Annotated in this window: 11 protein-coding genes; 7 read left to right on the top strand and 4 right to left on the bottom strand. The window is 35.0% G+C overall.

Annotated elements, in window-relative coordinates; all coding sequences use genetic code 11:
- Positions 1-262 precede the first annotated feature (262 nt).
- From AC13DP_RS15950 to AC13DP_RS15935, 4 genes are all read left to right on the top strand, one after another.
- Entirely contained in the window at positions 263-4,045 is a 3,783-nt protein-coding gene (locus tag AC13DP_RS15950; protein WP_347406011.1) for a hybrid sensor histidine kinase/response regulator transcription factor, read from the top strand.
- A 101-nt stretch (positions 4,046-4,146) separates the two neighbouring features.
- Positions 4,147-6,537 (top strand): glycoside hydrolase family 31 protein, encoded by a 2,391-nt coding sequence (locus AC13DP_RS15945; protein WP_347406010.1) that lies wholly within the window; start codon positions 4,147-4,149, stop codon positions 6,535-6,537.
- 397 nt (positions 6,538-6,934) lie between these two features.
- Positions 6,935-9,925, top strand: a complete 2,991-nt coding sequence (locus AC13DP_RS15940; protein WP_483068101.1) for a SusC/RagA family TonB-linked outer membrane protein — start codon at positions 6,935-6,937, stop codon at positions 9,923-9,925.
- Between the two features lie 18 nt (positions 9,926-9,943).
- On the top strand, positions 9,944-11,539 hold the full coding sequence (locus tag AC13DP_RS15935; protein WP_483068100.1) for a RagB/SusD family nutrient uptake outer membrane protein: 1,596 nt from the start codon (positions 9,944-9,946) through the stop codon (positions 11,537-11,539).
- Between the two features lie 260 nt (positions 11,540-11,799).
- Here AC13DP_RS15935 and AC13DP_RS15930 read toward each other — a convergent pair whose 3' ends face one another.
- Together AC13DP_RS15930 and AC13DP_RS15925 are read right to left on the bottom strand one after the other, a co-directional pair.
- Positions 11,800-13,653: a glycoside hydrolase family 2 protein gene (locus AC13DP_RS15930; RefSeq protein ID WP_483068099.1), complete on the bottom strand. Its 1,854-nt coding sequence runs from the start codon at positions 13,651-13,653 to the stop codon at positions 11,800-11,802.
- Between the two features lie 364 nt (positions 13,654-14,017).
- The gene (locus AC13DP_RS15925; RefSeq protein WP_483068098.1) at positions 14,018-14,680 is read right to left on the bottom strand and encodes an SDR family oxidoreductase; all 663 of its coding nucleotides are present in this window, start codon (positions 14,678-14,680) and stop codon (positions 14,018-14,020) included.
- A gap of 214 nt (positions 14,681-14,894) precedes the next feature.
- On the opposite strand from AC13DP_RS15925, the gene AC13DP_RS15920 reads away from it, so the two are divergent.
- The gene (locus AC13DP_RS15920) at positions 14,895-15,314 is read left to right on the top strand and encodes a hypothetical protein (protein ID WP_228251215.1); all 420 of its coding nucleotides are present in this window, start codon (positions 14,895-14,897) and stop codon (positions 15,312-15,314) included.
- A gap of 147 nt (positions 15,315-15,461) precedes the next feature.
- On the top strand, positions 15,462-15,875 hold the full coding sequence (locus AC13DP_RS15915; RefSeq protein WP_347406005.1) for a hypothetical protein: 414 nt from the start codon (positions 15,462-15,464) through the stop codon (positions 15,873-15,875).
- A 97-nt stretch (positions 15,876-15,972) separates the two neighbouring features.
- Here AC13DP_RS15915 and AC13DP_RS15910 read toward each other — a convergent pair whose 3' ends face one another.
- Positions 15,973-17,667: a ribonucleoside-diphosphate reductase subunit alpha gene (locus tag AC13DP_RS15910; protein ID WP_013072360.1), complete on the bottom strand. Its 1,695-nt coding sequence runs from the start codon at positions 17,665-17,667 to the stop codon at positions 15,973-15,975.
- Positions 17,668-17,701: 34 nt separating this feature from the next.
- Positions 17,702-18,676 carry a ribonucleotide-diphosphate reductase subunit beta gene (locus tag AC13DP_RS15905; RefSeq protein WP_013072361.1) on the bottom strand — a complete coding sequence of 325 codons (975 nt, stop codon included), beginning with the start codon at positions 18,674-18,676 and terminating at the stop codon, positions 17,702-17,704.
- 641 nt (positions 18,677-19,317) lie between these two features.
- Here AC13DP_RS15905 and AC13DP_RS15900 point away from each other — a divergent pair.
- The gene (locus AC13DP_RS15900; protein ID WP_483068097.1) at positions 19,318-19,491 is read left to right on the top strand and encodes a hypothetical protein; all 174 of its coding nucleotides are present in this window, start codon (positions 19,318-19,320) and stop codon (positions 19,489-19,491) included.
- Positions 19,492-19,766: the final 275 nt, after the last annotated feature.

The following is a 19,766-nucleotide window of genomic DNA, read 5'->3' as shown; positions in this document are numbered from 1 at the left end:
CATCTGAAGCATTTTAAGGATCTTAAAATAAAACGCTGCAAAAAATCGCTATCTAATTTTAATACATTTTTGCGCACACCTAATAGAAAAATTTAAAGTGTATATTTCTAACCCTACATCATCATATCTCCTTAAGGAGCGATTTCGGCCGACTTTAAAATTTTTTATTTTTTTATTTTTTTCTGTTGAATTTTTATACCCACAATCCCCCCAATATGTCTTTTCAGAAATAAATGCGAGTGACGGCTTATCGGGAAATAAGGTGCGTAGCATCGGTCAGTTAAGTGATGGCAGGATGGTTATTGTTACAGAGGGTCTGGTAGACATTTATAACGGGAGCTCTTTTACTTATATGCACTATAATGAAGATAAAGATTATGAATTATCCGATTATTCCGGTTATCACCGCCTTTACATAGGTCCTAACGACGGTATCTGGCTGAAGAATACATACTCGCTTAAGTATATCGACATGAAAAAAGAAAAATTGATTACCGATGTGGATCAAATTTTTCAAAAATTGGGAATAAATGAAAAAGTGACTGATTTTTTTATTGATCCTAATAAAGACTTTTGGTATAAAGGAGAAAGCGGAAAGTTATTTTTTAAACCCAGGGATAAAGAAAAGGCTTCGGTTTTTATAGATAAACTGCCTAAAAACGATCCGCTTTATGACCTTACGGTAGCTAAAAATCAGGTTTTTCTATTTTATCGCTCAGGACAGGTAGACGCTCACCATCTCACTTCAAAAAAAATTAGGCATTTTAAAAATTCCATTCAAAATAAACCTTATCACAATACTTTATTGGTCGTTCCAGATAAACATTACATCTATCAATTAAGAAATGGGGATAGCTTGGGAATTGCACATCGGCTAAATATGAACAGTGGAGAATGGGAGATGCTTCTTAAAACCGATTATTTTCTAAATACATTGAGCATCGATTGGAATCGCAATATTTGGATTACCAATCCTAAAGGAATTATGCAAATAGATACTTCACTATTCCACAAAAGAACCATAGAAAAACTTAAACTGCTAAATGGAGATGTCATTAATTCTGAAATAAGTACTATTTTCTTTGACAAGAATAAAGGGGTATGGATCGGTACATTAAACAGAGGGCTTTTATATTATCACCGGGACCGTTTTAAATTTAAAAATATCGGACATAAGTTCTTTCCTCATACCTCAGAAAAAGATATCGTAATAAATGGGTTTTCTGAATTTGAGAATAAAGTTTTAGTAGCTACTGATAACGGAGTTTTTTTATATTATCCAAAAAACCAAAAAATAGAGCGATTTTCAAGATTTACAACTCCATTAAAATGCAGGTTTATTTTTACCGAGGAGGATGATTGCTGGATTGGCACATCCAATGGTCTCTATATTTCCAATAAAAAGACTTTCCAAAAACTAAAAACCCCATTCTCACAAGTTTACCAGTATCTTGACGCTTCAATTCATCAATATTTGTTGGCTACAGATCAGGGTTTGTTTTTATTGAACTCTAAAAATAATGCTATAACACAGGTAACAGAAAAATTAGCTCCAATTTTTAATATTTCAAGGATTGATTCTAATAAGTATGCCGGAGTTTCCAGGGAAGGCCTGTTTTTTTATAATCTTAAAGAAGATTGTCTCCAAACAGCAAAAACCAATACTGAAATTCGCTTTTTTCATCAAAAGAACCAGGCCATCAATGATTTGTATACGGATAGTCGTGGATGGTTATGGACCGCTTCTCAGGATGGATTAAGTGTTTGGTTTCCTAAAAAAAATAAACTTAAACATTTCTATGCAAAAGATGGCTTGGTAAACAACAGTATCCAATCGATTATAGAAGATGATAAACAACAAATTTGGGTAGCTACTTCTAACGGGTTGTCTTGTGTACATATATCTGAAGAAAAAAAGGACCCGGCCTTCTTTTTTACAAATTATAACCAATATGATGGTGTTGTAGATTATGAATTTGTAAAAAATTCAGTACTAAAAATGAACAATGGTAGTTTGTTATGGGGCGGCTTGGATGGTTTTAATATTTTTAATCCTGCCAATAATCTTTTAGAAAAAACCAAATTAGAGATACCAATTTTCACGCAGTTCGAATTATTTGGGAAGCTTATATCACCAGGGCAGGAATTTAACGGTAAAACCATTTTAGATAAAGCAATACAATACACCTCAGCAATTAAACTGAAGCACCGACAAAATTTCTTTTCGTTAAGTTTTTCTGGATTAAATTACACCAATGTATCGAAAACAAAATACAAATATAGGCTTGAGGGAATCGACGAAAACTGGCAGGAAATAGCACCGGATAATGGATTAGGAAAAGCTTCTTATACCGATTTAAGCCCGGGAGACTATACCTTAAAAGTGACCTCTTCTGCTAACGGAACAATATGGAGTGACATGGCCACTCTACATATTATCATTTTACCCCCATGGTGGAAAACCTGGCCGGCCTACCTGGGTTACATAGTATTGATTTTGTTCATTATATATCTATGTTTCCACTTACTTTTAAAATTTCAAAAGGAAAAACTTAAAGCAAAACAGTCGGAAGAATTACGGACTTTAAAAGATCAGTTTTTCACCAATGTAAGTCATGAACTAAAAACGCCCCTTAGCCTTATCATTACTCCTTTAGCCTCTATTCTAAAAACCGAAAATAGTTCGAATCGCTCTAAATTGACTAAAATTCATCAAAGTGCTATAGAATTGCTACAATTGGTAAATCAATTACTGGACGTTCGCAAAATCGAAACTACCGGGAAACTATCTGTAAATTCTGATTGCTGCCAGCTTAATCAGCTTTTAAACAACGTTACTCAGCCTTTTGATGAATTAGCACAGCATAAGGGAATACGTTTTAAAAGAGAAATTTCTAAAGAAGAAACCTTAATATTTATAGATAATGAAAAGTTTAAAAAAATAGTAAGTAACCTGTTATCTAACGCATTTAAATTTACACCGCAAGAGGGCAAAGTGAGCTTTATCGGGGAACTAGATGGAGAAATCCTTAAAATACAGGTTACGGATAATGGTAAGGGGATTGCAAAGGAAGAAGTACCAAAAATTTTTGAACGCTATTATCGATCTAATCCTGAAGGTGAGAATACCGGTACCGGTATTGGCTTGCATCTGGTTAAATCTTACCTGGAATTATTAGGGGGAACGGTAAATGTAACCAGTGCACCAGCTAAGGGAAGCACGTTTACCGTAAGGATTCCGGTAAGGATAAATATTCCTGCCCAACCTAAAATCCTAACTTCTTATAAAGATCCCAATGAGCGCTTTTCCATTTTAATTGTAGAGGATCATCCAGATTTTCAGGATTTCTTGTTTTCTGAACTTAAAGAGGATTTTAATATTTATACGGCAAAGAATGGGTTAGAAGGTTTAGAACAAGTAAAAAAACATCATCCCGATCTTGTGATTAGTGATATAATGATGCCCATAATGACGGGAATAACTTTATGCCATAATATTAAAAGTGATATTGAAATCTCTCATATCCCGGTGATTTTACTTAGCGCACGATCTTCAGAAGAATCTAAATTAAAAGGTTTTGAAGCTAAGGCCGATGCTTATATGGATAAACCTTTCAATCTGGAAATCCTTAAACAACGTATTGAAAATCTGGTACAGGAACAACAATCCCGAAAAGAAGTTTTTAAAAATTCGGCTGAAATTAAGCCAGACGAAATAACGATCGGTAAAACCGATAGCTTATTCATGGAAAAAGCGCTACAGAAGGTTCATGAAAATATGGAAAACACAGCTTATTCTGTTAAGCAATTAAGTAGTGATCTTAACATGGATCGTACCGGACTTTTCAGAAAAATAAAAGCTATTACTGGCCTATCTCCTACTGCCTTTATTCGCTCCATAAAATTAAAACATGCTCGCCAACTTTTGGATGAAGGAAAATCAGTTTCCGAAGTATCTGTTAAAGTAGGTTTTTCCAGCCTTAGCTATTTTGGAAAATGTTTCCAGCAGGAATATGGAAAAAAACCATCGGATTATAAAAACTGAGAAATTACAACGAAAATTCAACCAATATGATAATTGTTGCAACATTTGCACTACTCATTTTATGTATTTAAAAATAAATTTGATTCATAAAATTATTCTAAATGACTCATATTAAATACTTTTTAATGGGAATAGCATGTATTGCTTTTACCTTTACTTCTCTTGCTTTTAACAACGATCCTAATTATGAGAAAACCAAATTAGGCATAAAATTAAGTCTGGAAAATGCTAATCTTGAGATTCAGTTCTATACATCTTCCATGGTTAGGGTTATAAAAACCCCAAAGAATTCTTCTTTTGAAAAGAAAAGTCTTTCAGTTGTTTTAGAGCCTAAAAAAACATCATTTAAAATTGAAGAAAAAAAGAATGAACTCCTATTGAGAAGTGAAAAACTGGAGATCGCTATTAATACCAAAACAGGTAATATACGTTACAATTCTCCAGATCACTCGCTTCTTTTAAAAGAGAAAACAGGCGATCCTTTATTTACTCCATTTACAGATGTAGATCAGGACACCTACACGGTAAGCCAAAGCTTTAATTTAGATCCCAAGGAGACTATTTATGGCCTTGGGATTTTACAAAATGGCAAAATGTCACAACGCAACCTGGAAGTTAAAATGGTCCAGGCAAACCGCGAAGATTATATTCCGTTTTTCCAATCGGTTAAAGGATATGGTTTATTTTGGGACAATTACTCTCCTACTACGTTTAGCGACGATACAAGCGCCACTTCTTTTACCTCAGAAGTTGGTGATGGAATAGATTATTACTTTATGTATGGCGGTAATGCCGATGGTGTGATTGCTCACATGCGACAATTAACGGGACAGGCGCCTATGTTCCCACTATGGACATACGGCTACTGGCAAAGTAAAGAGCGCTATAAAAGTCAGGAAGAAACCGTTGGTGTTGTGAAAAAATATCGTGATTTAGGAGTTCCATTAGATGGTATAATCCAGGATTGGCAGTATTGGGGAGATAATTACCATTGGAATGCCATGGAATTTTTAAATGAAGAATTCCCAAATCCTCAAAAAATGGTAGACGATATCCATGCATTGAATGCACATATTATTATTTCAATATGGTCTTCTTTTGGACCAAAAACCCAACCTTATAAAGAATTGGAAAAAGATAACATGTTGTTCAACTTTTCTACATGGCCACAATCTGGTAAAAGTGACTGGCCACCAAACATGGATTATCCTTCAGGCGTAAGGGTCTATGATCCTTATAATCCAAAAGCACGAGATATCTATTGGAAATATCTAAAAAAAGGTTTATTCTCACTGGGCATCGATGGCTGGTGGATGGACTCTACAGAACCAGATCATTTAGATATCACACCTGAAGATTTTGATGAAAAAACCTATCTAGGCTCTTTTAGAAAAGTACGTAATGCTTTCCCATTAATGACGGTAGGCGGTGTATATAAGCATATGCGTGAAGCTACCTCAGATAAGCGGGTATTTATTTTAACGCGTTCGGCTTTTGCCGGCCAGCAACGCTATGCTGCCAATACCTGGTCTGGCGATACCGAAGCTTCCTGGAAAACACTAAAAGACCAGATATCCTCAGGACTTAATTTTTCACTTACGGGCATCCCATATTGGAATAGCGATATTGGAGGTTTCTTTATATGGGAGTTTAAGGATAAATTAGACGATCCGGAATATAGGGAACTCTATGCAAGATGGCTTCAGTTCGCAACCTTCACACCAATGATGCGATCCCATGGAGCCGATGCTCCACGCGAAATTTACCAATTTGGTAAAAAAGGAGAACCCGTATATGATGCCCTGGAAAAATATATTAATTTACGCTACAGCCTACTTCCGTATATCTATTCTGAGGCATGGCAGATTACAAATCAACAATCAAGCTTAATGCGTGCTTTGGTAATGGATTTCCCTAACGATGAAAAGGTCTTAGATCTTAATGATCAATATATGTTTGGACATTCCTTTTTAGTCGCTCCGGTTTTGAAATCGATGTATACCGAAGATAAAAAAGAAAACTTTCAACAAGATGGATATCGTCAAGTATACCTGCCAAAAGGAACAGAATGGTTTGATTACTGGACTGGAGAACGTTTTTCTGGTGGACAAACTATCGATAAAAAAGCGCCAATAGATATTCTTCCTTTATATGTGAAAGCAGGGAGTATCGTTCCCGTAGGCCCTAAAGTTGATTATGCTGAACAAAAAGACTGGTCTAACTTAAAAATAAATATATATCCCGGTGCTGATGCTGAATTTACTCTATATGAAGATGAGAACGATAATTATAATTACGAAAAGGGAGCCTATAGCGAAATAAAATTCGTTTGGGATAATAACAAACAACAGTTAACGATCGAAAAGCGTCAAGGAAAGTTTGAGGGAATGCTTAAAGATAGATCATTCCAACTACATATAGAAACTGCTGAAACAACCAAAACTACAAAGAAAATCACTTACAAGGGCGATAAGATGGTTATAGCATTTTAAAAGAAAAAAGAACCTCGCGGAATTCCCCCCTCTAATAGGGATTGAAAAATACACTTAAAATCATCCCCTCTATTTTAAGTTAAAATTTATAACCCGATCCGGCTTTGCGTATTTGCTTAAAAATTAAGCGGCCCGAAGCCGGGGTTATAATAAGTTTCTAAAATAAGCGCCTACAACGTCAATTTTAGTAGTCCCAAATAAGCTAGCATATACTTTTAAGTCATCTGGCAGAACATGATACCTACAATACAAAAAAAGCATGAAAAACGAAAAGGTTTTCGTTTCGATCATTGATATAATAACATAATCAAAACGTAAAACTTAAAGATTAAACAATAGACTATTAATTTAAATCAATTTTTTTATGTGTAAATTTTATTTTTTTACTCATTACGTTATGTCAAGGTATACTCTCTCCTTGCTTGTCGTAATGCTTGTATGTTTCAACCATGAAGCCCAGGCAAAAATAGTAGATTTCTCCCATCAGAATGTTCAGGAACCAATAACGGGTAAGGTGACTTCAGAAAATGATGGTATGCCATTGGCCGGTGCTAATATTGTAGTTAAAGGAACACAAATAGCAACTTCTACAGATTTTGACGGCAACTATACCCTGGACGCTCCTGAAGGATCTATTTTGGTAGTGACTTATGTGGGTTTTGCTACTCAGGAAATCGCTGTAGGAAAAGATAGAGTAGTTAATATCTCCCTGCAAGAAGATACCAATGCCCTGGAAGAAATCGTACTTATAGGATATGGAAAACAAAAAGCAGGAGATGTGACCAGTGCTGTAGCTAATGTTAAAGCCGAGGATTTTAATAAAGGGCAACTAACCGATGCCGGACAATTGATACAGGGAAAAGTTGCTGGGCTGGCGGTTACCAATGCTAATGGAGATCCTACAGCAACAAGCTCAATCAAATTAAGAGGAAACAATACGCTATCTGGTGCATATTCAGACCCTCTGGTACTTATCGACGGTATACCAGGAGCTTTAAACACGGTTGCTCCAGAAGACATCGAAACCATAGATGTTTTAAAAGATGGATCTGCCGCAGCAATATATGGTGTTAGGGGAACGAATGGCGTTGTTTTAATTACTACAAAAAGGGCGAAAGGTGCGAAGATAAATACGGTAGAATATTCTGGATATATAAGCACTGCCAAAATTGCCAGAGAACTCGATTTTTTAAGTGCAGGACAGTTTCGGGAATTATATCCGGAATCAGATTTAGGGGCCAGTACCAACTGGCTGGACGAAATCACCAGAACCCCTATAACCCATGTGCATAATATTACGCTTAGAGGAGGCAGTTCACAAACCAATTATATTGCAAACATTAATTATAATTCACAGCAAGGCATCTTTTTAAAGTCAGATAACCAAACCTTTAGAGGACGCTTAGAAGTAAATCACAAGATGTTTGACGATAAATTGCATCTGCGATTTTCTTTATTAGGAAGAGAGAATAAATATACCTCTACCGGAGCAGGAAGTAGCTTTAGGCCCTGGATCTACTATCAGGCTATGCGTTATAATCCCACAGCACCTATTAAAAACGAAGATGGAAGTTGGTATCAGAACATCAGTAAATTAGGATACGAAAACCCGCTTTCCCTAATTAAAGAATCTGACGGAAATGTAAAAACTTCTGAAATGCGTTACGTTGGAACAGTAACCTATAATCCTATAGAAGCGCTTACGCTAAATGGTAACTTCTCGTTGACAAGGGAGCCAAGCACCAACGGTTACTCTGAAACTTTAAATCACGTTTCCAATATAAGGGATGGTTTTGCGGGCTACTCCAACATAGGAGGCTATACTGATACCGATAGGCAAATAGAGTTAACCGCAACCTATGATAAAGATTTGGAAAATCATGAGTTCTCAGTGCTTTTAGGGTACAGCTACTTAAGTAATGAAAGCGAATGGTATGGTATGAATAATTTTGGATTTCAGGACGATTATTTTGGTGGATGGCATAATATAGGCGTTGGAAATGCGCTTCAGGAAGGTTTTGCAGGAATGAGTTCTGGAAAATTCAAAAAAAATCTGATTAGTTTCTTTTCTCGTGCCACCTATTCCTATAAAGATAGATACCTGCTTATGGCCAGTATCAGACATGAAGGTGCAAGTCAGCTCTGGGGAACCAACAATGCCTGGGGAACTTTCCCTGCAGCTTCTATTGGTTGGAAAATCACAAATGAAGAATTTATGAGTGACCAGAATCTTTTTAATGAAATTAAATTGAGAGCAGGCTATGGGGTGACCGGTTCCCAACCAGCAGATTCTTTTTTAGGTATAGGAATGCTTAAATATGGAGATTATGCCTATGTAAATGGTCAATGGTTAAGAACTGTTGTTCCTGCCTCTAACCCTAATCCCGATTTAAAATGGGAAGAAAAAAGAGAAACCAACCTTGGGGTGGATTTCTCACTTAAAAACGGTCGGCTTTCGGGTTCAATAGATGCTTACGAACGCAATGTGGTAGGCCTTTTATATTCTTACAACGTTTCTATGCCTCCTTACCTATATCCTACGATAATGGCCAACGGTGGAAATATGGTAAATCGCGGAATTGAAGTTTTGATTAATACTACACCTGTAGAAACCGAAGATTTTAGTTGGAATAGTACCATTACCTATTCTGTTAACGAAAATAAATTGAAAAGCCTAAATGGCAGTGTATTCAAAACCGATTACGACTTTTTTGATACAGGAGATGTTTATTACGAAGGACAAACGACAAGGTCCCATCGTGTCCAGGTAGGACAATCTATAGGAAATTTCTATGGATTCAGAGTAACAGATGTAGATCAGGATGGAAAATGGATATATGAAGATGCCAATGGGAATCCCGTAGCTTACGATGATTTTAGCCATGCTCCGGAAGACCGCCATTATATAGGTAATGGTATCCCTAAATGGTACGCCGGTTTCAATAACACTTTCCGTTATAAAAACCTGGATTTAACGGTAAATATGAGAGGGGCGTTTAATTTCCAGATTATAAATGAAGCTAAAATGAACTTTGAAGGTACTCAAAACGGATATAGGGACAATCGTCTTTCTTCGGTTACTGACAAAGTATTCGGAAAAACAACGCTTAGCCCAGAAGTACAGGCAGAATATAATAGTTACTATGTTGAAGATGGAGATTACTGGAAAATCGATAATATCGCTTTAGGGTATACTATAGATAAATTTAATACTGAAATTATCAAATCTCTAAGGGTATATGGATCGGTGAATAATGCATTTACGATAACCGGCTATAATGGTATCGATCCAGAAGTAAATACTTCAGGATTAAACCCGGGAATAGATCGAAGGGAGAAATTCCCCACCGTAACCACTTTTACTTTAGGTCTTAGTGCCAGATTTTAAAATTAAAAAGCAATTCTAATGAAAACTAAAAAAATAAGTGTAGCCATTGGTATTTTACTGATAATGTTTAACATATCCTGTACCGAACTTTATGATGATAGCTATGGCAGTGTAGTAAGCGAAAATTTTAATCCTGAATCAGAAGATGATATTAGCGCATTGGTAAATGCTGCCTATGTTCCCTGGCGTAAAACAATGCTCTTATGGAATGGCGTGGTTAGAGCTCAGGAATTAAGTGCAGATCAGGATGTAATTCCTGCACGTATTGGAATAGGATGGATCGATGGATATATTTATAAAAGATGGCATCAACATACCTGGACCACCAACGATGATAGTGTTTACCAATCCTGGAGCAGGACTTTTGAAGGGATAAATACCGTAAACCGATTATTATATCAAATTGATCAGGGCGTTATCGTTTTACCTGATGGAGATACCCAAAATGCCTTAATATCTGAGTTAAAAGTACTAAGGGCGTCATATTACTATATTTTAGTAGATCTTTATGGCAATGTTCCTATTGTAACCGATTACAGCGACACAAGTTTACCACAACAGTCCAAGCGTTCTGAAGTTTTTGATTTTATCATTGAAGAAATCACAAATAATATCGACAATTTATCTGAAGAAGCCAGAGGCTATTATTATGGACGAATGAATAAATGGGTTGCCCACACCCTACTTGCTAAAATGTACCTTAATGCAGAGGTTTGGAAAGGAGAGGCAATGTGGCAAAAATGTATCGAAGAATGTAATGCGGTAATGGCCTCCGGAAACTATAATCTAGAAGCTAATCAAAAAAATGTATTCATTACCGAAAATCAAGATTCCAGAGAAATAATTTTTGCGCTACCCATGGACGAAAAATATGTAACTGACTGGAATGCCTTCGATTTCCATATGTACACATTAGCGCAAGAAAATCAACAAACCTACGATATGGCATACGCGCCCTGGGGTGGTGTTTGCGCAACCCCTCAGTTTATAGATTCTTTTAATCCTAATGATAAAAGGTTAAAAGAAAATTATATAAAAGGGCAACAATATGCTTTATCGGGAGAGGAATTATCTATAAACTACACCAACTCGGTACCTTCTATCGACGAATCTGATAAAGACGATGGCTATCGCTGGGGTAAATTTGAATATAAAATAGGCAGTACCAACAGACTTGGTAATGATTTTCCTGTATTTAGATACGCAGATATTTTACTAATGAAAGCTGAAGCTTTAATGCGGTCAGGGCAGTCTGGCGCAGGAGAACTAGTTAGCGAAGTTAGGATGAGAGATTTTGACTCAGCTCAGGAAGCCACAGTTACCGATGCGGAACTTAGCATGGGAAGTAACTATGATTACGGACGTAGAGATAGCTACTCCCAGACCTTTGAAGGCGGTTCAAATATTACTTATGGTCGGTTTTTAGATGAACTTGGATGGGAGTTTTGCCAGGAAGGAAGACGCCGACAGGATTTGATAAGATTCGGAGTTTTTACTACAAAATCCTGGTTTTCTCATGATGCCTCAGATATCAATAAGCAATTATATCCTATCCCATACGATGTCATGCTTACCAATAGTAATCTGAAACAAAATCCTGGGTATAGCGAATAATCCAAAAAATAAAACTAATCTAAAGCATCTGTTTTTAAAACCACATATTCTTTCTAAAAAACCAAACCTTCAAAGCTTTTAAATTGAGCGGCCTGTTAGTAAGTATGGGAATGTGAAGAATCTCCCTCTATTTAAAGATTAAAAATTAAGCTAAAGTAAATCCTACTATTTTATATCCTGAAAACGAAAGCAGGCTTCCAAAATTAAAAGCCCGATTTTCAAGTTGAAAATCGGGCTTTAACTATTCATAAATAGTACTATTATCTCTTCTTGTACTCCTCTTCTTTTTTCTCATAGTACTTTTTTAGCGTAAAAAAGGCCTTCTTTTTATTTCCTTTATCGTCTATTAAACCTTTGCGGTTCCAGCCCTCCTGATATTTAGGATTGTTACGCTTTGGGGATCTAAAATCTACCAGAATCCATGGAGACAAGCCCGTAAAATTCGCTGGCATATTTTCCATCATTTTAAGGGTCTCTTCAAAATACCATTCCTGAAACTCTTCACTCCATCTGGTTTCTTTATCAGCATGAAATCCTCCTTTTGCACCTGCTCCTGTTTCACTAAAAAACAGGGGTTTATCATAAGCTGTTTCCCATTTTGATTTTACTTTAGCGTGAGGTAAATCACCATACCAACCTAAATATTCATTTACAGAAACAATATCTGTATATTCCCCAAGAGGATCATCGATATAATTTCTACCACGATTATAACCAACTTCTAATGCCGCTGAAATCAATCGTGTATCATCCTTTTCTTTAGCATGCATCACCAAACTTTTCATGAATTTAGTTCTGGCTTCACTAACCGGAGTTTCGTTACCAACAGACCAGATTATTACAGAGGCTTTATTTTGATCTCTGATAATCATTTCATCCAATTGTTTTTTAGCTTTTTCTAAAACCTCATCATTCTTAAAATCAATGGTCCAGTACACCGGAATTTCGCTCCAAACCAAAAGCCCCAAAGAATCTGCCGCACGTGTCATATATTCGTTATGCGGATAATGTGCCAGGCGAACCATATTAACGTTTAAATCTTTAGCCCAACCAAAAAGCTTATCTGCATCTGCACTATTTTTAGCTCTACGAATTTCAGGAGCTATTTCTTCGTGAATACTAATTCCGCGCATAAAGATTTCCTTACCGTTAAGCAACACATCTTTACCAGAAACTTCCACCTTTCTAAATCCGATTTTATCGGTTAAAGTATGTTCTCCCAACGTAAACATTACTTTGTAAAGCTTTGGATTTTCTGGTGACCATAACTCTAATTTTTTCGCTTCCAAATCAAAAGAGCCTTCAGAATCACGAATATCCACATCCTCTTTAAATCCAATTTCTGGAATTTCTATCGTTATTTTTTCTTCAGCAGCAGTAGTATTTAATTTGAAGTAACCCGAAATATTAAATCTCTTACGCTTTAAAGATTTTTCTATATCCTGTGACTGTTTTAAGTGTATCGCGTATTGCTGAATGAAATTTTGTGGCGTAATTATTAGTTTGACATCACGGGTTATTCCGCCGTAATTCCACCAATCAGTATTTAATGTAGGAACTTCGTCTGCATAGCGTTTATTATCTACTTTAACCACCAAAAAATTACTTTTATCTTTCAGCATTCCTGGTGATATTTCAAAATTAAACGGTGTAAATCCGCCTTTATGCATTCCCAGCTTTTTGCCATTTAAATACACATGAGCCTCATAATTTACCGCACCGAAGTATAAAAAAATGCGTTCATTTTCATCTAATTTCGGCTTATCAAATTCTCTTTGATACCAAACGGTACCTTCATAATACTTAAACACATCGTCCTGCGAATTCCAATCTCCGGGAACCTGAATGCTGTAATCATTATTGTAACCATGCTCTTTTCGATCGGTTTTTCCATTGGGTTCCGGATTGTTCCAATAAGCTTCAGCATCTTTTTCACCTTTCTCCTTATATCTATAATCATAAAAACCGGTTTCATAAGGATCGATAATGTAATGCCAGGTGCCGTTTAAAGAAACCTGTTTACGATTCTGTGTATTAACAATCAAATTTTCCTGAGCAAATGCAGTAACAGCGCATAATACTAAAAATGTAACAATAATTTTTTTAAATATCATTTAAAACAGAATTTGGTTATAATACTTTTTAGGTTTAAAAAGTAAAAAAAACTAAAAAGATAAATGTAAATTTTACATTTACTAATATAATAAAATTATTGAATTCGCAATCGATATATTTTTTAGAGATTACGTCTTGATTATGTAGAGAAGTAGTAGGAAAAATCAAGAATCTTGGGACAAGCCTTTTGAGGTGTAAAAAAACCTTTTCTACAATTTCGAGGCAAGCAACGGTGTCTTATACACTTTTAGCGGTACCGATAAAGATTTGAAGGTCATTTGTATAATTTCCTGGAAGGCTGATAATCAAAAAACTCCTGCCAAATTATCAGCAGGAGTTCCCGGTAGACTTTACAACTAGGAGCTATGACAAAAATTTTGCTAAAGCTTCAGCTATTTCATCGTCTCCTTTACTCATTTCGATTACTTTGCCATAGGTTTTCGAATCTTTTAGCACCTCTAAAACTGTTTCTGCGACAGCTTGCCTTGGAATTTTAGAATTTACTTTATCCGGATTACTGGTCATTATTACTTTCCCGGCTTCATCATTATCAGTTAAAGTTACCGGACGTAAAATGGTGTAATCCAACGTACTTCTTTTCAGCTCTAAATCGGCATAATGTTTTGCCGTATAATAAGGCTTCATTCCATCTACTTTTCCCCAATAAGAGCGATCGTCACTATGTGAAGCGCTTATCATTACAAAACGTTTAACGCCATGTTTATCGGCTTGATTAATCGACTTAATTGCACCATCCAAATCTATCTCTATGGTTTTATCATCACCGGTTTTCCCGCCAGAACCTGCGCTAAATACCACAGCATCATAATTTTTAATCACTTCGCCAATGGCTTCAGGAGTATTTTCTAAACTTTCTACAGCTGTATTTACGCCCATTTCTTCAAAAATCGGTTGTTGCTCTTCTTTTCTAATAAAGGCGGTAGGTTCAAAATCTTCAGAAGCACTCATCGCTTTTGCTATGCGTTGTCCAACTTTTCCGTGTGCTCCAATAATTAAAACTTTCATATCAATTTTTCTTTTTCGTTTATTCTCAAGTTAGGTGTTCCTGAAAGATATTAGACTTAAAATTCTATTAAAACTAAGTTTAACTAAATTATAGGTTGAGTTTACCATACAAATCACCTTCCAGTGATAAAACAAATGAAGATAAAATACATTACAGCGAATACTATTTTATACGGTAGCGCTAAATATTATTTTTTATTATATTTAAAGGACTATGAAGCGAATACTATTTGACAGACTAGATAATTGGTTCAATACCACCATAGTATTTATTTCTATAGCGCTATTATTTACTTCGGCTATTTTTGGAGAACGTCTTGGGGTTTATGAAATTATCATTGATAAAGCTTTCTTTATTTTCCAGCTGATGTTTTTTGGGAAATATTTTATTCATAAACGCACGGTAAATTGGAACAAAGCCGGAATAAACATTCGGCTAAAATGGTTTAAAGATGCAAACATTCCATTTTCAAAGATAGCATCCTGTACCTACCATAACGAAATCCTGGAAGTTATAAAAACAAATGCTAAAAGATATCAATTTGATTTATCTCAAGTTCATCCTGATGATAAAGAAAAATTAGTTGAAATTTTTAAGCGGTATACACCGAATCATAAATTCAAATTTGTTTAAAATCTAAATCATTTTAAAATTATCAGAATATGTTAGTCTTTACAGAATTGCTTATATTAACTCTATAAATAACTTTAACAAGTTATTTTTTGAATCCGATTTAAATACTCAAAAAAGTATTATAAAGATTTATTTTAAAATTAGATTTTGAAAAAAAATTTAGCTATCCTCATTATAGTTTGCCTTTTCTTAACTTCATGTAAAGAAGAAAAAAAGTACTCAGACTATAAAAAAGATGATTTTTACGAAGTTCAAGGTATTGTTACTCATGCGCCACCTACAGATGATCCTTTTGACCTTTCTGTTGCAAAAGATGTGCATTATGAATATTTCATTAATCGCGAGAAACCGCTTAAAGGAATTGAAGAAAATTTAGAAATTCTAGAAAACGTAAATGGCTATCCTGTCGTAATACTTGTACATAAAGATAATGAAACGATAAATTTTTATAGCCGAATTGGTCTTACTGAAAATTTAACAATGGATGAAAAAAAGGTTTTGGAAAAACATTTTCAAGAACAAATGGATTTAGAAAAGAAGAAAATAAATAAGGGGATTTAAAATTGCCCTTTAGCAGTACAAATAAATAAACCTATTCTTTTAAAATAAAAAAGCCATCTGAATCAGATGGCTTTTTTATTGTTATTTTGACTTAAAATCAAGCTTCACAGCTTGAACAATTTACAATGTTAGATACAAATTCTTTAGAAACGCTCTGGCTTCTTTGATAATATAAAGTTTTCACCCCTAATTTCCAGGCTTCGATCATTAGCTGGTTTACATCTCTTACCGGAACTCCTGCTGGAATATTAAGATTTAAACTTTGCGCCTGATCGATAAATTTTTGCCTAACCGATGCCTGTTGAATAATTTCTAACTGGCTAATTTCTTTAAAGGTTTTAAAAATATCTTTTTCTTCCTGTGTTAAGGTTTCTAAGTGCTGAACACTACCATGATGTAGCATGATACTTCTCCAGGTATCTTCGTTATCCAGTCCTTTTTCTTCCAATAATTGCTTCAGGTATTTATTCTTACGCATAAAGTTTCCTTTAGCAAGACCGGCCTTATAATAATTACTACTAAAAGGCTCTATCCCTGGTGAAGTTTGTCCTAAAATTGCCGAAGACGAAGTGGTAGGTGCAATCGCCATTAAAGTGGTATTTCTTAGACCATAACCTTTAAGCATTTCTGGTTCTCCATAAATAGTTGCCAGTTCTTTACTCGCTTTGGTTGCCTTAGCACTAATATCTTCAAATATTTGATGTGTTAAACCTTTAGCGCGCATTCCTTCAAACGGAATTCTGTTTTTCTGCAAATAAGAGTGCCATCCCATAGCTCCTAAACCAAGTGCTCTGTGATTTTTGGCAAACCTATTGGCTGAAGCTAAGTAATGATTTCCTTCGGTTTTAGCGATAAATTCCTGAAGAACTCCGTCTAAGAAATAGATTGCTAATTTCACCGCTTCAGTATCTTTCCATTCATCGTAAAGCTCCAGGTTCATGGAAGACAAACAACAGATAAAAGATTCATCTTCAGTAGAAGGTAATGCAATTTCAGAACATAGATTACTGGAGTGAATAGTTCTGTTTTTATCTTTATAAACCTGAGGTTTAAAGCGGTTGATATTGTCTTTAAATAAAATATAGGGTAACCCTTTTTGCTGGCGACTTTCTAAAACCTTAGCCCAGATTTCACGTTTTTCCATATCACCTTCAATCATCTCCTGCATCCAGTAATCTGGTACACAAACCCCATAAAATAAATTCTGAATGGGGTTACCGATATTTTTAATTTCCAGAAATTCTTTAATATCCGGATGATCGATATCTAAATAAGCAGCAAAAGCTCCACGACGTACACCACCTTGAGAGATTGTATCCATTGCCGTATCGAAAAGCTTCATAAAACTGGTTGCTCCACTACTCTTTCCATTATCGGTAACGGCACTACCACGACCACGTAATTCTCCAAAATATCCAGACGTTCCTCCACCAATTTTTGTTTGCATAATAACCTCACCAAGCTTGTGGGTAATTCCTTCAATATTATCTGGCACATAGACATTGAAACATGAGATGGGTAAACCACGCTCGGTCCCCATATTTGCCCAAATTGGTGAACTTAAACTCATCCAACCACGCTCGATCATTTCGATAAAAGCTTCGGCTAATTCCGGCTTATATAATCTTTTAGCCGAGGCATTTGCTATACGTTCGATAGCCGATTTCACGGTTTCTCCTTTTAGTAAATATCCACGGTTAAGGATTTGCTGACTTTCATCATTAAGCCACCAAAGTCTTTTATTTTTTGGTTCGTCTGCGATTAAAGGCTGAGTTTCTACGTTCGTTGTCATGGGAGTTTCGGGTATTTAGTGTTTGGCGATTATTTTAAAAAAGGTCTGATGCAGTAATACTTTTATCGTGTTTGGTATAATCTACAGGACGTCTGGCAAAGAAATCATCTAAACTATTGGCAAAAACTTCTTCTTCAAACCAAAGCATTGGCTGATATTCAGCTGCAGTAATATTGTATTGCTTCGGGAGTCCTATGCTTTTTAAACTATCATCTAATCTAAATTTCATAAAATCCATTAGATTCTTTTTATTGATATTTTCTAACTGCCCGTTTTCAAAGATCCAGTCCAGAATTTCTTCTTCTACTTCAATAGATCTGGTTACCACATCTGTTAATTTACGGGTCATTTCTTCATTAAAATAATCCGGATATTCCTCGCGAATCTGATTAATGATATAAATTCCGGCATTAGCATGAATCTGCTCGTCTACTGAAGTCCAAGCGATAATATTGCTCACATTCTTCATTACTCCCTTAAAACGGTTAAAGGATAACACAATGGCAAACTGACTAAACAGGGATACATTTTCAATCAAAATTGAAAATAAAATCAAAGAAGACACATAATCCTTGGGATCCTCAGCTTTGGTATGCTCCAAAGCTTCGGTTAAATAAGCAATACGTTTTTTAATAGCAGGAACTTCTACCACTTTGGCAAATTCATTATTATACCCCAACACTTCTAAAAGTCTTGAATAGGCTTGTGAATGTCTAAATTCACATTCGGCAAAAGTACTTCCTAATCCATTAAATTCCGGTTTTGGTAAATGTTTATATAAATCACCCCAAAACGATTTTACAGCAACTTCAATTTGTGCAATTGCCAGTAAACTTTTCTTTACCACATCCTTCTCTCCTGTGGTTAAATGCGAATGAAAATCCTGTACATCTGCGGTAAAATCCACCTCAGAATGTACCCAAAACGATTGATTAATAGCATCTGTAAAATCTAAAACTCCCGGATACTCAAAAGGCTTATAATTTAGCCGCTTGTCAAAAATACTCATACTGCTGTTGTGTTGTTAATGAAACAAAAAACCAAGGGCATAAAATAAAATGGAAGGATGCTATTCGATAAAATTTTGTTCTAAAAAACTCGAATCTTAATATCCACGACCATCACTTTTTATGCGAAAGCAAAAGTCATTGAAACGAAAAACAAGGTATTCTGGCTTATCAGCAACGCTAATTTACAGTTGCGCAACAGCTCATGATTTGCACATGATTCCCCTAAATTTTCAATGAAATTTCGTTCAATAATTTCAAATCAAAATTACAATCTAAGAGCACACTTTTTTCAAAAATCTTATCATACTTATTCACAATTTTGTAAACAATTTAGAACCTTCTGATTTTTAAAGTTTTACGTTTTATTTTATAAAAAACTAGAAATAAGCATTTTACAAACGAAGCAATAACAAATTGTTTACAAAAAATGTAAACTTTTTGTAATGTAAATATTTTATAACTTAAAATAATGGATATTTAATTATCTGGAAAGAAATACGCAAGCGCAGTACAAATATAGAAAATCCTATCCTTGAAATTCGTTATTATAAAGCTAAAATTTTATAAAAAATAGACCGCAAAATACACTTGTCTAATTCTAAACATTTTATAGCACTTACAAATTAAAAATTAGTTTAAAATGAAGAGCGTCTTTTTTGTAAACCATGCAGCCGAATACAAAAATATGGCCAATGCCAATGCGGTTAAAAAATTTACAATTTTTTTAGATACCTTTCAACCAGAAATGTTTTTTTCAACGGCATCATTTATAATAATCAAAAACCTATTTTACCATTTAAGAGCACAGGGATAATTTCGGTACTAAGGCATCATCTAACTTTTAGGATGCCAATAAAAGAAATAGTATACGCTCGCTACTATGTTAATAAATCGTAAGTTTACCTTATTTAGATGTTATACCAAAAAACCCAGATAAAAACAGGGAGTAAACAAAAAATTTAATGCTTATTAAGAAATTCTAATGGTATTTTAATCTCGATATAAAGAATTTTTAATAATCCCATTCTATTTTCGCACACGGATAAGGAATGTTATAAAATTCTGAAGCTTTAGACAAGGACGCAACTT

This window comes from Zunongwangia sp. L-65 (assembly GCF_056859415.1).
Note: the sequence above shows the minus strand (reverse complement) of the source record. Positions and strands in the feature narration are given on the sequence as shown.

What these genes read in the sequence shown, in the direction of transcription:
- AC13DP_RS15945 (WP_347406010.1), top strand. Translation starts at nt 4,147, where the DNA reads ATGACTCATATTAAATACTTTTTAATGGGAATAGCATGTATTGCTTTT.
- AC13DP_RS15940 (WP_483068101.1), top strand. Translation starts at nt 6,935, where the DNA reads ATGTCAAGGTATACTCTCTCCTTGCTTGTCGTAATGCTTGTATGTTTC.
- AC13DP_RS15935 (WP_483068100.1), top strand. Translation starts at nt 9,944, where the DNA reads ATGAAAACTAAAAAAATAAGTGTAGCCATTGGTATTTTACTGATAATG.
- AC13DP_RS15930 (WP_483068099.1), bottom strand. Translation starts at nt 13,653, where the DNA reads ATGATATTTAAAAAAATTATTGTTACATTTTTAGTATTATGCGCTGTT.
- AC13DP_RS15925 (WP_483068098.1), bottom strand. Translation starts at nt 14,680, where the DNA reads ATGAAAGTTTTAATTATTGGAGCACACGGAAAAGTTGGACAACGCATA.
- AC13DP_RS15920 (WP_228251215.1), top strand. Translation starts at nt 14,895, where the DNA reads ATGAAGCGAATACTATTTGACAGACTAGATAATTGGTTCAATACCACC.
- AC13DP_RS15910 (WP_013072360.1), bottom strand. Translation starts at nt 17,667, where the DNA reads ATGACAACGAACGTAGAAACTCAGCCTTTAATCGCAGACGAACCAAAA.
- AC13DP_RS15905 (WP_013072361.1), bottom strand. Translation starts at nt 18,676, where the DNA reads ATGAGTATTTTTGACAAGCGGCTAAATTATAAGCCTTTTGAGTATCCG.
- AC13DP_RS15900 (WP_483068097.1), top strand. Translation starts at nt 19,318, where the DNA reads ATGAAGAGCGTCTTTTTTGTAAACCATGCAGCCGAATACAAAAATATG.